This is a genomic window from Spirosoma jeollabukense (genome assembly GCF_054777855.1).
This window is the reverse complement of the sequence record NZ_BAAHAD010000002.1, coordinates 768,182-783,988: the sequence shown is the minus strand read 5'-3', so window position 1 is coordinate 783,988 and position 15,807 is coordinate 768,182. Positions and strand designations below refer to the sequence as shown.

Annotated in this window: 10 protein-coding genes; 8 read left to right on the top strand and 2 right to left on the bottom strand. The window is 51.3% G+C overall.

The window, feature by feature from the left end; genetic code table 11:
* The first annotated feature begins 306 nt into the window (after positions 1–306).
* The 5 genes from ACYVEA_RS11625 to ACYVEA_RS11605 all read left to right on the top strand — a co-directional run bounded on the left by ACYVEA_RS11625 (position 307) and on the right by ACYVEA_RS11605 (position 9,918).
* Positions 307–3,408, top strand: coding sequence for a SusC/RagA family TonB-linked outer membrane protein (locus ACYVEA_RS11625; protein ID WP_461113591.1), 3,102 nt, complete (start codon positions 307–309; stop codon positions 3,406–3,408).
* A 23-nt stretch (positions 3,409–3,431) separates the two neighbouring features.
* The gene (locus tag ACYVEA_RS11620; protein ID WP_461113590.1) at positions 3,432–4,856 is read left to right on the top strand and encodes a RagB/SusD family nutrient uptake outer membrane protein; all 1,425 of its coding nucleotides are present in this window, start codon (positions 3,432–3,434) and stop codon (positions 4,854–4,856) included.
* Between the two features lie 91 nt (positions 4,857–4,947).
* Complete coding sequence (locus ACYVEA_RS11615) at positions 4,948–7,455, top strand: glycoside hydrolase family 2 protein (RefSeq protein WP_461113589.1); 2,508 nt, start codon at positions 4,948–4,950, stop codon at positions 7,453–7,455.
* A 65-nt stretch (positions 7,456–7,520) separates the two neighbouring features.
* On the top strand, positions 7,521–8,711 hold the full coding sequence (locus ACYVEA_RS11610) for an alginate lyase family protein (protein WP_461113588.1): 1,191 nt from the start codon (positions 7,521–7,523) through the stop codon (positions 8,709–8,711).
* Positions 8,712–8,715: 4 nt separating this feature from the next.
* Positions 8,716–9,918, top strand: coding sequence for a glycoside hydrolase family 88 protein (locus ACYVEA_RS11605; protein ID WP_461113587.1), 1,203 nt, complete (start codon positions 8,716–8,718; stop codon positions 9,916–9,918).
* A gap of 70 nt (positions 9,919–9,988) precedes the next feature.
* Here the strand turns inward: ACYVEA_RS11605 and ACYVEA_RS11600 are convergent, their stop codons facing one another.
* Complete coding sequence (locus ACYVEA_RS11600; RefSeq protein WP_461113586.1) at positions 9,989–10,831, bottom strand: SMP-30/gluconolactonase/LRE family protein; 843 nt, start codon at positions 10,829–10,831, stop codon at positions 9,989–9,991.
* A gap of 286 nt (positions 10,832–11,117) precedes the next feature.
* On the opposite strand from ACYVEA_RS11600, the gene ACYVEA_RS11595 reads away from it, so the two are divergent.
* Positions 11,118–11,432, top strand: a complete 315-nt coding sequence (locus ACYVEA_RS11595) for a hypothetical protein (RefSeq protein ID WP_461113585.1) — start codon at positions 11,118–11,120, stop codon at positions 11,430–11,432.
* A gap of 55 nt (positions 11,433–11,487) precedes the next feature.
* Here ACYVEA_RS11595 and yiaA read toward each other — a convergent pair whose 3' ends face one another.
* Positions 11,488–11,886 (bottom strand): inner membrane protein YiaA, encoded by a 399-nt coding sequence (gene yiaA / locus ACYVEA_RS11590; protein ID WP_461113584.1) that lies wholly within the window; start codon positions 11,884–11,886, stop codon positions 11,488–11,490.
* Between the two features lie 288 nt (positions 11,887–12,174).
* On the opposite strand from yiaA, the gene ACYVEA_RS11585 reads away from it, so the two are divergent.
* Together ACYVEA_RS11585 and ACYVEA_RS11580 are read left to right on the top strand one after the other, a co-directional pair.
* Positions 12,175–13,407 carry a DegT/DnrJ/EryC1/StrS family aminotransferase gene (locus tag ACYVEA_RS11585; RefSeq protein WP_461113583.1) on the top strand — a complete coding sequence of 411 codons (1,233 nt, stop codon included), beginning with the start codon at positions 12,175–12,177 and terminating at the stop codon, positions 13,405–13,407.
* A gap of 29 nt (positions 13,408–13,436) precedes the next feature.
* Positions 13,437–15,806, top strand: coding sequence for a hypothetical protein (locus ACYVEA_RS11580; RefSeq protein ID WP_461113582.1), 2,370 nt, complete (start codon positions 13,437–13,439; stop codon positions 15,804–15,806).
* The last annotated feature ends 1 nt before the right edge of the window (position 15,807 follow it).

Below are 15,807 nucleotides of genomic sequence, written 5' to 3'. Positions count from 1 at the left end.
TACGCAACCAATTGCCAGTCGCGTACATACGGCACGCCTTCAGGTGGGGAGCCCATCTCGGCTACCGACGCTATGCTGTTGAGCCCCTAGCGGGGCGAAGAAACTGCTCCGGCATGTAAAAACCGGTCCCAAGCACTTCAATAACCTTTTCTGAACGATTTCTCCCCCTTTTTGAACGGAATCTCCCCCATCGGCCGAGGAGGTGACGGCTACATTTGCCTATAAACCTGCCAAGAAAAAAGAGACTTAAATCGTGTTTTCAATAAGGTCAGGTTTGACGATAAATAATTCCTTAACCAAGGTCGTATGAACCAATATCTAAAAAATTTCAACGGGTACCGCATTCTGCCAATTGCCTGGCTACTGGTAATTATAGGCAGTACCGCCTGGGCGCAGATCACCATTACGGGTAAAGTTACCGACGTCAAAGGCGAGTCGTTGCCGGGCGTGAACGTATTGGTAGAAGGCAGCAATACCGGAACGACAACCACTGCCGAAGGCGACTACCGAACAACTGTTCAGTCGGGGAAAGCCGTCCTCGTCTTTACGTTTGTTGGCTACGTTACGCAACGGGTAACGGTCGGTAATCAGCAAACAATTAACGTGACCCTGGCTGCTGATCAGAAAACACTGGACGAAGTGGTAGTGGTGGGGTATGGCACCCAGAAGAAGAAAGACCTGACCGGGTCAATCGCGTCAGTACCCATAAAAGACCTTGATAAAATGCCCATCACGCGGGTCGATCAGATGATTCAGGGCCGGGTGAGCGGGGTACAGGTGACCCAGACCAATGCAGCGCCCGGGGGTAATGTCAGCATTCGGATTCGGGGCACCAACTCCATCAATTCGGGCAATGAGCCGCTGTTTGTTATTGATGGGTTTCCGGGCGCTGGCGATCTGAATACGATCAACCCCGGCGACATTGAATCCATCGAAGTCCTCAAAGATGCCTCATCAACCGCCATTTATGGCTCGCGGGGGGCCAATGGAGTTGTGTTGATCACGACAAAAAAGGGGAAAGCCGGCAAGATGGCTATCAACTTTGACCTCTATACAGGGATTCAGCAGGCAACGAAGACATACGACATGATGAATGCCCGCGAATTCGCTACGTATCTGGATTCGGTTACGGTTCAGAATAACCGGCTGAATGGCACCAAAAATCCGCTGAATTACACGAGTGCGCAAATTGCAAACCTAGGCGAAGGCACCAACTGGCAGGATCAGATTTTGCGCCATGCGCGGATCTCCAGCTATCAGCTTTCCATTAACGGGGGCACTGCCGACACAAAATACAATTTCAGTGCGGGGTATTTTAACCAGCAGGGGATCGTCATCAACTCCGGGTTTGAACGAGGAACGCTCCGGTTCAATTTTGACAAGACCATCAGCCCGCGCCTGAAAATGGGGTATACCTCGCAACTTGCCTATTCGAGCCAGAATAATGCCCTGGTCAATACGGCAGGCGGTTCGGCGGGTGGAACCGTTTATGATGCGTTACGCTTCAACCCAGCCCTGCCTGTTCGGGATAGCACGGGAACCTACACGTACCGAAATGATGACCCAAGTCACGTTGTTGACGTAGCGGGGAATCCGGTTGCCTATGCACAGAATGTAACGGATCGCCAGACGGTATTGCGCACGTTGCTGACCGGCTTCGGTGAGTATGAAGTGATTGACGGCCTGAAACTACGCATCAGCGCCGGGACGGATATCAACTACACCAACCGGGATTTTTTCTCGCCCTCCTATCTCTACATTTCCACGCAGAACACCTCATCGGGCAACGCCGTGAAAAGCGCCAATACCTATATCAGTTGGGTGAATGAAAATACGCTGACGTACGACAAACAAATCAACTCGAATAATTTCCTGAATGCGGTGGTGGGTGCGTCTGTTCAGTCGTTCAAACAAAGTACGTTCAATGCAGCAGCCAATAGTTTTTTTACCAACCAGCTCGGGACGGATAATTTAGGTATCGCCGGAACAACGCTGCCCAACAGTACGAATACCGTCCGCAATACACTGGCTTCCTTTTTCGGACGTGTCAATTATCAATTCATGAATAAGTATTTGTTTACTGCGACCATGCGCGCGGACGGCTCGTCCCGCTTTGGCGAAGGCAACAAGTGGGGCTATTTCCCGTCGGGTGCGTTTGCCTGGCGACTGATCAATGAAGATTTTGTTCAGAAACTCAAAACGTTCAGCGATCTCAAATTACGAATCGGCTATGGCGTGACGGGAAACCAGGAGATTGGTTCCTATCAATCACTGGCTCAGTACACAGCGAATGGGTACACGCTGAATGGCGTACGTGTGGTGGGTATTTCGCCGAATAACATTCCGAATCCAAAGTTAAGCTGGGAGTCAACAGCGTCGTCGGACATTGGTCTGGACATCGGCTTTTTCAACGACCGGTTGACCATCACAACCGATGTCTATTACAAGAGGACAAAAAACCTCTTGTTCAATAAATACATTCCCACCGAATCGGGCTTTTCAACAGCGCTGATTAACGCCGGAAGTCTGGAAAACAAGGGCCTCGAAATCGGCATCAGCGCACAGGTTGTAACGAATAAACTGGTTGGCTGGGACGTCAGCGGCAACATTTCCTTCAACCGAAACAAAGTGCTGGACCTGAACGGGACGGACAATTTACTGGCGGGCAATTCGAGTGGCAGCATTTTTCCGGGCACCACAACGCCAACGTCCATCCTGCGCGTGGGTGAGCCAATCGGCTCGTTTTATGGCTATCAGTTCAATGGCATCTGGCAAACGGCCGAAGAAATCAGCGCGAGTGGCATCAAATCGAGTCCAAAACCCGGTGACCCTAAATATGTCGATGTCAATGGCGACGGACTGATTTCGGGCGGTGACCGGATGATTATCGGGCGAGCTTTGCCCAAGTTCGTGTATGGGCTCACCAACACGGTCCGCTATGGAAATTTTAGCCTGAACGTATTTATGCAGGGCGTTGGCGGGGTAAACGTGCTGAACGAAAACCTGTATGAACTCGAAAGCGGCTTCACCGGCACCAACAAACTCAAGTACGTAGCCACCGAAAGCTGGACGGGTCCCGGCACCAGCAATACGTTACCGCGCGTCAGCAGTATTCTGCGACGGGGCACGGGCATCACCAGCGAAGTGATCGAAAAAGGGGACTATCTGCGTATAAAAACGGCTACCCTTTCCTACAATTTCTCGGTCAAGAGCAGCTCCAGATTCAAATCCGCGACCCTCTACGTAACGGCTCAGAATCTGGCCACCTTCACCCGCTATTCGGGTTATAACCCGGAAGTAAACTCATATGGGAATAATTCAAATGCCAACAACATGAGCCTGAACACCGACTACAACTCGTATCCACTGGCACGGACGTTCATACTGGGCGCTAAAATTGGATTTTAACCGATCAGGAAAACTTCAGAACCATGAAAAAGATCCTTTTTTTAGGAGTAAGCTGCCTCTTTCTTTTGTCTTCCTGCAAGGAGTTTTTAAAAGAAGAGCCGTCCAGTTTTTTGAGTACGACGAATTTCTATCAGAACGAAAGTGATGCGTTAGCGGCACTAAATGGCGTTTTCACACCGATGCAGGCGCAAACGTACTACGGCAGAACGGTCTGGTTGATTAGCGAGCTTACCGGTGATGATTTGCTGGCGCTGGGCAATGCAACCGTCGATCGGGCCACCTTGAATAATTACTCGTTTACGTCCTCGAACGGGGAGATCAGCAACTGGTGGAATCAGAATTATCAACTCATCAATCGCGCGAACGATGTCATTGCCAATGTCCCTAAAATCCAAATGGACACGGTTCGCCGAAATGACATTGTCGGGAATGCACGGTTTTTACGCGCGCTGGCTTATTTCGAGTTAATGCGAACGTTTGGGGATTTGCCCGTTTTTCTGGCACCAACGGGCGCGCAGTCAACCCTTACGCCCACCCGTACGCCAGTAGCCCAGATTTACGGTCAGATCATTCAGGATTTAAAATATGCCGAAGCTAACTGCCTGCCCGAAAATAAAATCGCTACGGCCAACAAAGGGCGTGTCTCATCGGGGGCCGCTTCGGCCCTACTGGCCAAGGTATTTCTGACCCGTGCGTCATCATCTGCTACGGTTTCAACGGATTATGCAGATGGCCTGGCCCAGTGTAACAAGGTGATCAACTCGGGTTTATACCGATTACTGCCGGTGTATGCCGACGTTTTTGATTGCAACAAAAAGAACGGAGCCGAGCATATTTTCTCCGTGCAGTTTGAAATGCCCCCCAGCACGGGCAACATCGTCATTCGCATGATGTACCCGTCTCAGAGCGGTGGGTCCGCTTCATTTGGGGCTAATCCGGCCTTCGTAAATTCGCACGCCAAAGACGATACGATCCGAAAAAACTGGAATGTGTCTACCAAGGCCGGAACGGCCACGGTAGCCCCTTATTTTTTTAAATACCGAGATTCCCAGTGGACATCTCAGTCAAACAACTCCCGAACAAACTGGCTTATCCTTCGCTATGCTGACGTATTGCTGATGCAATCGGAAGCTATGAATCAACTAAGTTCCAGTGATACCAAGAAATTCGATGGCATCAATAAAGTACGGGCACGGGCCGGTTTAGCTCCCTTAACAGCAACCACAACGCCGACAAAAGACAATTTTATTGATGCCCTGGTTAATGAGCGGGCCTGGGAACTGTGTATGGAAGGCCATCGGCGATGGGATCTGATTCGGTTGGGCCGATTAAAACAAGTTATGCTGGCCAACCGGAACATCACCGTTCAGGATAATCAGTTTCTGTTGCCCATACCCCAAACCGAACTTGATTTAAACCCCAGTCTAACGCAAAATCCAGGTTTTTAGGCGCCATGACTAACATGAATGTGGGATTAGAGTTGGCCCTAACGACCCCTACAAATAGATTTCTGATTTCATAAAATTCTGAATTCACTCAATGACAATATACACACGCACTTTTCTGATCTTGTTTGCCCTATTCTGGGAAATACATAACGTATCAGCCCAGCAATCAACCCGGTTAAACACCGGCTGGAGCTACCTGAAGGGCGACCTTGGTGGGATCTGGGAAGCTGTCCGGCCGGTCGCTAATGGGGCTCCCGAAAGCTTCCCGATTTGGGAAAACGTGACCCTCCCCCATTGCTTCAACGCCCTGGATGCGGTTGACCCAGCCGGAAACTACTATCGCGGCCCCGGCTGGTACCGCAGTTTCCTGGAGGTAAATAATCCGTATCCACAAGGCCGAACGCTCCTTCATTTTGAGGGAGCGGGGCAAAAAACAGACGTGTATGTGAATCAAACCAAAGTTGGATCGCATGTGGGCGGATACGACGAATGGTGGGTAGATATCACCGATGCGGTAGCGGAGTTTAGAAAGACCGGCGCTTTTCAGAATCAGGCTGGCGGCAAAATTCCCATCGCGATCCGCTGCGATAACACCCGTGACCTGGAGATGATCCCGTCGGGGTTATCGGACTTCAACATCTATGGCGGGCTCTATCGATACGTCAACCGGGTGTATATGCCAGCGCTATATGCACCAACGATTCTGGCAAACGCAGCAACGGACCCAACCGGGCAAAAAGGCACACTGACGGTTTCGGTCAGGCTGGCGAACCCCACGAACGTATCGGCCATCACGGCTACGGTTCAGCTTTTCGACCCGCAGGGAAAAGCCATCCAACAGCTTAAAAAAACGATTACCAACGGAGCAGGAACCGTAGTTCTGGGACGTATCACGGTTGATAAACCCCAAGGCTGGTCGACGGATAAGCCGACGCTTTATACAGTGGACGTAACACTGGCGTCATCGGCAGGCACGTTCAGACAGTCCGAAAAAGTAGGCTTCCGGCATATTGATTTTGTGAACAAGGGCCCGTTTAAGCTCAACGGACAGCGGTTATTATTACGGGGAACCCATCGTCATGAAGACCATGCCGGGGTAGCCGCAGCCATGACCGAGGACATGATTCGGGCGGAAATGGTCCTGATGAAGCAAATGGGCGTAAACTTTATCCGATTGGGCCATTATCAGCAATCGCGTATTGTCCTGAATCTGTGCGATAGCCTGGGAATACTGGTTTGGGAAGAAATTCCCTGGTGCCGGGGTGGACTGGGTGGGGACGTCTACAAAACACAGTCCCGACGGATGCTCACCAACATGATCGAGCAGCATTACAATCACCCTGCCGTAATCATCTGGGGGCTAGGCAATGAAAACGACTGGCCGGGTGATTTTCCGGAATTTGACAAACTCAAAATCCGGGCGTTCATGACGGAGTTGAATGACCTGGCGCATCAGCTCGACCCAGGCCGTAAAACAGCTATTCGCCGGTGTGATTTCTGCAAGGACATTGTCGATGTATATTCACCTTCGATCTGGGCGGGCTGGTACCGAGGCCGTTACACCGAATATAAAGCCGTTACGGAAAAAGAAATGGCGGGCGTGAACCATTTTCTACACGTCGAATGGGGGGGCGACAGTCATGCCCGCAGGCACTCCGAAGACCCCGATCAGGCAACGCTCAACATTATGACCGGCAAGGGAGCCGATGAGCGGGCCGGTGATGCGTCGCGGTCGGGTGGCGATGCACGTATTTCGAAAGATGGCGACTGGAGCGAAACCTACATCTGCAACCTCATCGACTGGCACCTGAAAGAACAGGAAACCATGCCTACGCTGACAGGAACGGCCTACTGGCCCTTCAAGGATTTCTCGACCCCAATCCGGCCGGAAAATCCCGTGCCTTACGTCAATCAGAAGGGGGTCGTCGAACGTGATTTTACGCCGAAAGAATCGTACTACGTATTCCAGTCCTATTGGACCAAACCGTTGATGGCCCATATCTACGGACACTCCTGGCCCGTTCGATGGGGTAAAAAAGGCGAGGAGAAACTTATAAAGGTATATTCAAACGGTACGGAGGCCGAACTGTTCCTGAATGGAAAAAGCTACGGTACGAAAAAGCGCAACAGTGCCGATTTTCCGGCGGCTGGTTTGCGCTGGGTAGTGCCCTTCCGGGAAGGTGAGAATCAGGTGCGGGTTGTGGCCCGCCAAGGAACCACGACAGCCGAAGACCAGCTAACCGTTCACTATCAGACCGCTACGTGGAGCAAACCCACCCGATTGCTGGTTGAAAAAATTGACGAGCAGGCGGGTATTGTCGCCGTTCAGGTGCGCGCGGTGGATGATCAACAGGTGGCCTGTCTGGATGCCATCAACGTAGTGAATTTTAGTCTTGTGGGCGATGGAAAACTAATCGATAACCAGGGCACCTCAACCGGATCACGTGTGGTGCAGTTGTATAATGGGCGCGCGCTGATTCGGGTACAGACCAACAATGGACGCAGCGTCGTCAGTGTCCAGTCACCAGATTTGCCAACGGCTTTTGTCGATTTGTCGACCACAACAAGAACCCCACCCCAACCCCTCCCCTTGAAATAAGGGGAGGGGTAATAATTATTGCCAACCACATTGAATGCAATGCCACAATAAAAACGGTGACTTTTATGACCTTTTTAAACTACGCCTTCTGGGTTATCCTATGTCTGCTCGGTTGCCCATCCAATGGATTACCCCGGCAACTACCGCCAGACGAGGCCGTTCGAAAGGAAGTACTGAAGACCCTGCATCAACAGATCATCAACCAGGCGGGTTGGGCTCTGAAACAGGCTCCGATTACGATTACAGCCTACAGCAGTCCGCGCAGTGCCGGTGGTAAGCACGATTTTTTTTCGGAAGGTGACTATTGGTGGCCCGATCCGGCGAATCCGGGCGGGCCTTATATCCAGCGTGACGGTTTGACTAACCCCGATAACTTTGTGGCGCATCGACTGGCCATGATTCGATTGAGCCAGGTTATTGGGGCCTTGGCATCGGCCTTTCAACTGACGGGCGATGTCCAATACGTTCGTCACGCGTTTAAACACCTCAATGCCTGGTTCATTCATCCAGACACGCGCATGAATCCAGCGCTGCCCTACGCCCAGGCGATTAGCGGAAAGGTAACCGGCCGCAGTATCGGGATCATCGATACGATCCAGCTCATGGAAGTCGCACAGGGATTGCGGACGCTGGAAAAGGCGAAGGGAGTTAATAAACAGGATGTTACGACCATCAAACAGTGGTTCGCAGACTATATTGACTGGCTGATGACCCATCCCTACGGCAAGGAGGAAATGGCCGCTAAAAATAACCACGGTACGTGCTGGGTCATGCAGGTGGCTGCTTTTGCCCGGCTGACGGGGAATCAAACGGTCCTTGATTTCTGCCGGACCCGCTACAAAACAGTGCTTTTGCCTAACCAATTAGCCGTGGATGGCAGCTTCCCGCTGGAAAAAAGCCGGACGAAACCGTATGGCTATTCGCTCTTTAACCTGGATGCGATGACGACAATTTGCCAGATTTTATCCACGTCCACCGACAACCTCTGGACGTTTGCCACCGCCGACGGACGAACCATCCGACAGGCGATTACTTACATGTACCCCTACGTAGCAGACAAAGCAAGCTGGCCACTCCAACCCGACGTGATGTACTGGAATGACTGGCCCGTAGCCCAGCCGTTTCTGGTGTTTGGGGCAGCCGTTTATGACCAGAAGGAATGGCTTGACAGTTGGAAGAAACTTGATCATGACCCTCAGATCGAAGAAGTTATCCGTAACCTGCCGGTGCGGCATCCGCTCATTTGGCTCAATTAAATCTATGATGATCCTGACTCGAATTCTGCTGTTACTGGCCCTTGCTCCTATCCTGGCTATGGCCCAGTCTGACAAAGTATTGCCATTTATTAACACCCAAACCGACCTCCTGCTGGCTAATACCGCCAAAGTCATTGCAACTGATCATACGTCCAGCGCATCGCTGGTTGCTCCCCGGACCCTGACGCCACAAGGCACGTTGCAACTCGTGCCGTCCCGCGACTGGACGAGCGGCTTTTTCGCTGGCGAACTTTGGTATCTGTACGAACTGACGGGAAATCCTGACCGATTAGAGCAGGCTAAAATCTACACGGCCCGGCAGGAAGTGGAAAAGCTGAACGGCACGTCGCACGACATGGGATTCAAAGTTTATTGCAGCGTGGGCAATGGCTATCGCCTGACGCATGACCCCGCCTATCGGGACGTACTCATTCAGTCGGCGAAAACGTTGATTACCCGTTTCAAACCAGCCGCCGGCATTCTTCGCTCCTGGGATCATCACAAAGAGGTTTGGCAATCTCCGGTCATCATCGACAACATGATGAACCTGGAATTACTTTTTGAAGCGACCAAACTTACCGGCGATTCGACTTTCTATAAAGTTGCCGTTGCGCACGCCCGTACTACGTTAAAAAACCATTATCGGGCCGATAACAGCTCGTACCACGTAGTGGACTATGACACGCTAACGGGCAAAGTGCTCAAGAAAAACACCCATCAGGGGCTTAGCCATGAATCGGCCTGGTCGCGCGGGCAAGCCTGGGGATTGTATGGGTACACGATGTGCTACCGGGAAACGGGCGATAAAGTCTTTCTGGAGCAGGCGCAAAAAATTGCCCGGTTTATACTGAATCACCCGCATCTACCTGCCGATCTGGTTCCTTACTGGGACTTTGATGCCCCCAAAATCCCCAACGAACCCCGCGACGTGTCGGCGGCCACGGTAATGGCATCGGCCTTGTACGAACTGAGCACGTATACGCCCAATGGCATGCACTACCGCCAAACGGCCGACAAACTCATGGCTACCTTACAGGCTTCTTATCTGTCTCCTGCCGGGGCAAATCAAGGCTTTCTGTTACTGCATAGCACGGGCTCCAAACCCGCTGATTCTGAAGTGGATGTCCCGCTGGTTTACGCTGATTACTATTTTCTGGAAGCGCTGCTGCGTCAGAAAAAACTAAAGCAAAACAAGCCGCTTTTCTAAAGAGAAGCGGCTTGTTTTGCCAACCCGAAAGGCTTAAAAAAAACCTTCCGGGTTTAGATAGAAATACTACTTACCTGAGCGAATAAGCTTTTACAGTATTGTGAAAAAAGGTCGGTACGAACAGCATTTGGGTGGCTGGATCATAACCAATGTCGGCTGTATTGATTTTCTCTTTCGTTGTATCCATTTTTAGTTCGATAGAACCATCGGGCTGGATGTACCAAATTTTCCCACCCCACTCGGTCACTACGTATTTCTTGTTTCCCAGGGCCACAATGCCATCAATACCGCCAGATACTTTAGCGATCGTGTTCAGTTTCTTGGTGGCGATATCCATAGAGAGCAATGAACCATCGCCGTTTCCGATCAGTAACTGATTATTTTCAACCAAAAGACCATTGGTACCCTTCAGCGGATCACCGCCCAGGACCAGGCTGGTTTTCCCACCCGTTAATGCCCAAACTTTGCTGTCGTTCGAATCTGTAATATAGACAACGCCCTTTTTGGTATCGACAGCGATATCATTCAGAAATTTCGCCCCTTCGATCGGGTACCGGTTGACTATCTTACCGGTAGCCAGGTCAATTTCAGCGACCTGAGTCATTTCGGTGACGTACAGTTTGTTGCCCAGAATACCCATCCCTTTGGTCGAGTTGAGGTTTTCGGTGAATTTCAATTTGATCACCTTGCCATCCTGGCCAACTTTAGCAATAAAACTGCCTTTGTTTTCCAACGCGGGGCCTCCATTGATACAGGCTACGTACAGGACTTTTTTGCCCGGATCAACGAGCACACATTCGGGTGTACGCAGTGTTGTATCGGATTCCCAAACCGGCTTTAAATTGATTGTTTGTGCCTGAACGAAAGACGTTACACTGATTAATAGACTAACAATGAAAAATGGTTTTCTCATGGGTTGGAAGGGTTAGCATTATGAATGAAAAGGAGAGCCTCGGCAATGGCCTGTAATACCCGGCCAATGTAAATAATTTCTGTCAATTATCCCCCCGTTATCTACGCAGCTACTTACCTTCCAGCAATAAGTTTTGATCGACCCAATCGTTTTACAAATAGATATCCTGAACGCCATACGCTGATGAGACATTCGCTACGTTCATCCAATGGCGGAGGTCAGCAACTGGCGTGAATGCCCATACAAATCAAGTCAGACGTATGATTGAAATCGGTAGCTTGCACCCATGAACCCAATTCAGGAACTCCAGAACCAGCTTCCCCGGCATAGCATCGACTTTCTCGCCGAAACCGACTGCGATCGCATTCTGGCAGCCTATGCAACCCTCTGCGATACCTATGTTGCCTGTCCCTACAAGCCCGAGGTCTTACTTACGCAAGCCAGGGGCCGGGCGGGCCAAGCCAATGTTCATGTCGTTGGCGTGGGTGCGGTGTCCTATGGGCAGACGCCTTTTGAAGCGAAACTAAAAGCAATCGTGAGCTTTCTGGATCGTGGCTATTTTAAGCTAACCAGTGATTTAGCTGTTATACGACTCCTGTAACCACAAGCTTACGCCCGGATGCTTAGATACAATCCTGGCCAAAGGAGCAGGCAGCTTATAGTTTCTTGCTGAACTCCTGGTTATCTCTGGTATTTTTCTGTACCGCAATAGCACCGAATAATGCCAGTAAAAACGCGAACGCATAAAATCCTTTTTCACTGGGTAGCATCGTCGCATTCCATAAACCAATTGTCAAAAGTGAAATAGACAAAATGGTTGAAAACCAGCAGATACCGTAATAAATATCCGTTACGGGCAAGCCCTCCAATCGGTCTCTAACACTTTTCTGAACGGATACTACGGCGAAGATGCCGAACATCAGGACGGTAAAATAGAATCCCTTTTCATTTAAAAGCATGTCGGATCGCCAAAGCCCAATTAAGAAGCCGAACATACCGGTGCCAAGCGCAAGCCAGGAAGCGCCAACAAAGGCGGCTGATGTTTTCTGATTCATTGTCGTTGTTTTCTGTTTTTGGTTTAGAGGAAGGTATTCTTTAGGTGTACAGCGTTGTCACGACAAACGTAGCTACGTGATGATTAAGCGCTTAGTGGGAATTTTCAATCGGCTGCTTTGAGTTAATAGCTGGCTCCTTTAAAGCGACATTTGGTAGCTGGCTGTAGCCACTGGGACAAACAACGGGTTTGGGCTATAATGGCCTTTACTACTTATCAAAATTTACGCTATCCAATAGCCTGAAATAGACTTCATTCCGTATTAAGGAAAATATATTTTTTCTTCGGAATGAATAAAACGCCCTTAATAGAGCAATTGGCGATAGACGGTGGTGAAAAAGCCGTCACCACTACGTTTCCCTGGCCGATCTATGATGAACAGGATGTGGAAGCCGTAGCCGACATCGTTCGCAGTGGGCAATGGGGAAATCCCGATTGCACCGGTGCCGTTGCCGATTTTGAGCAGCAGTTTGCCGAGTATTGCGGTAGCAAATACGCCATAAGCTGTGTAAACGGGTCCGTATCGCTTCGATTAGCCCTGATGGCGTGTGGCGTACGTCCCGGCGATGAAGTCATTGTTCCGCCTTACACATTTATTGCTACCGCGTCTGTTGTGCTGGAGGTTAATGGCGTCCCGGTCTTCGCGGATATAGATCCCGATACGTATAACCTAGACCCCAAAGCCATTGAAGCAGCCATTACCGAACGGACCAAAGCGATTATTCCCGTTCATTTTGCCGGATTAGCCTGCGATATGGAGGCCATCCTTGACATTGCCCGCCGGTATAACCTGCGGGTCATTGAAGATGCCGCCCATGCTCATGGTGCCGAATACAAAGGCCAGAAACTCGGCTCCATCGGCGACGTGGGCAGCTTCAGTTTTCAGTCGTCAAAAAACTTGACCTCGGGCGAAGGCGGCATGGTCATTACCAACGACGATGCGCTTTACCAGACAATGAATTCACTACGCAATGTAGGGCGGCTCCCCGACGGGCAATGGTACGACCATTTCAACCCGGGTTGCAACTACCGAATCACCCAATTGCAGGCCGTTTTGCTCAGCGAACAGTTGAAGCGGCTCGACGAACAGACCCGAATAAGAAATGAAAATGGCTTGTATCTGGACAGTCTGTTGGCCGAACTAGACGGCATCAGACCACTGAGCCGCGGGCAGGTTTCCATTCGGCACGCCTATCATCTGTATATTTTCAGGTACGATCCGTCGAAGTTCAATCAATTGCCGAAGCAGGCGTTTGTGGCTATGCTGGCAGCTGAGGGTCTCCCCTGCTCGGCTGGCTACCCGCACCCGCTTTACCGGCAACCCGTTTTCCAGCAAAAAAACTGGATGTGTTACGCCATTCCCGACTCAGTCGATTATTCGCAGGTGTACTGCCCGGTGGCCGAACACGCCTGTGCCGACGAAGCCGTGTGGATTTTTCAGCAGGCCATGTTGGGTACCCGAAGCGATATGGAGTCCTTTGCCGACGCCATTCGTAAAGTTCAGCAGGCCGTCAATAAATAGGCTATACTACGTCCTTTCCCTTATACCTTATGAATCCGTATCGTATCGCAACCTGCCTCTGTTTGTCTCTTACCCTGATTTCAGCGAGGCTCATTCCACTGGCCGCCCAGCCGATTAACCTTCAGCGGGCGGTTATGCTCGTGTCGCCGTCGGTGCCCATGCCCATGCGGGAAACAGCTCCGCACCTGTTGAGTGAAGAAATCGCCAAACGGACAGGCATTACGCTCAGGAACGCAGCAAACTGGCCTCAGAATAAACCCGTTACCATCGCGTTCGTGTTAGCGAGCGATAAAGAATTGCTTGGCGTTCCGGCTCCGGTTAGCGCCGAGAAAGATCGACAGGACGTAAAGCCGGAGAGCTTTCGGGTTGTCAGCGACGTCAACACAAAGGGGACTACGCTCTGGATTATCGGGGCCGATGCCCGGGGCATCCTCTTTGGTACGGGTTGGCTCCTGCGTAACCTCAACATGGACACCAAACGGCTGGAGATACCTGCGCCAATCGACGTAGCATCAGCACCGGCTTATCCCATTCGGGGCCATCAGTTGGGCTATCGGACAACGGCCAACTCGTATGATGCCTGGACGGTGGCTCAGTTTGACCAGTACGTCCGGGAGTTAGCTATTTTTGGCACCAACGCCATTGAAGGCATTCCCTTTCACGAAGAGGAAAAACCGAGTCCGCATTTCAAAATACCTGCGCCGGAGATGCGGATAAAAATGAGCGAAATATGTCAGAAATATGCCCTCGACTATTGGGTCTGGACACCGGCTACGTTTGCCCTGACCGACGTTGCCAGGCGAAAGGCTGAACTCGACCTGCACGAAGCTTTTTATAAAGCCTGCCCCCGACTCGATCATATTTTTGTGCCGGGTGGCGATCCGGGTGATAACCATCCAAGAGAGGTGATGCCCTTCCTGAAAGACCTGCACACGCTGTTGGTCAAATACCATCCGAAGGCTAAAATCTGGCTTTCGCTGCAAGGATTCAGCGTCGAACAGATCGATTACTTTTACGACTACCTGGCTCAAAACAAGCCCGATTGGCTGGCGGGTGTCGTACACGGCCCAAGCAGCCCACCCCTGGCCGAAACCCGCTACCGGCTTCCCAAGCAATACCAGATTCGGCAGTACCCCGACATCACGCACAATGTTCGCTGCGAATTTCCAGTTGAGCGGTGGGACCAGGCCTATGCCCTCACACTGGGCCGCGAAGCACCCAATCCCCGCCCTTATTTCTACGCGAAAGCGCAGGCCGTTGCCGCCCCTTTTACCGACGGCTTTGTATCCTATTCAGACGGATGTCATGATGACGTTAACAAGGTGGTCTGGAGTATGCGCGGCTGGGACCCGGACAGGAGCATTCACGAGATCCTGAAAGAATATGGCCGCTTTTTCTTCGGACCAACGCTGGACGAAGCCACGGCCGATGGCATTGCAGCGCTGGAACATAACTGGCAGGGACCGCTTACCGAAAATGGTGGCGTAGAAACCACGTTTGCCTACTGGAAAAAGCTGGAGACCGACAATCTGGGGCTACACACCAACTGGCGCTGGCAGCTTTTTCTGCTACGTGCCTATTATGATACGTATACGCGCCGACGCCTGCTCTACGAACAGGGACTGGAGAAAAAAGCCAATGCGTTATTGGCTCATGCCGATGCTACTGACCAGGAAGCGGTCATGACGCAGGCACTTGACCTGGTAAATCAGGCGGACAAAAAGCCGGTTTCGCCCGAGCTACGTAGTAAAATAGAGGCATTATGCGCTGATTTATTCGCTTCAATTGGCTTACAAACCAGTGTACCAAAATACAAGGCAAAGGGCTATGAGCGGGGGGCTTTGCTGGACTTTGTGGATTATCCGCTCAACAACCGCTGGTGGCTGGCCGATGAGCTAACAAAAATTAAATCACTGAAAACCAAAGAGGAGCAGCTGGCTCGACTCAGGGAAATTGGCCTCTGGGAAACGCCCGGCAAGGGCAGCTTTTACGATGATGTGTCGAGTGTCAGCAAAGGACCACGCGTGAAAACCATCTCCGACGATGCCACCGATATTGCCTGGTGGAAAGATGGGTTCAGCCGGGCCCGGTTGTCGTCGCAAACGTTTCAGCGGAGCCCGGCGCTCGACTACGACAACCTTGATCCGGGTGCCCGCTACGTCATTCGGGTGGTTGGTTTTGGCGAAGCCCTGTTGCGGGTAGATGGCAAACGCCTGGAACCGATCCAGTACAATCGGGAAGCCGATACGGTCAAAGAATGGATTGTTCCCCTGGTGGCTACCCAGGATGGACGTATCAGCGTTACGTTCGACCAGCCAGAAGAGTCGCATCTGAACTGGCGGCAGAATTCCCGCATTTCTGATATCTGGTTGCTGAAAGAAATCCCGAAAGAGCAGTAAG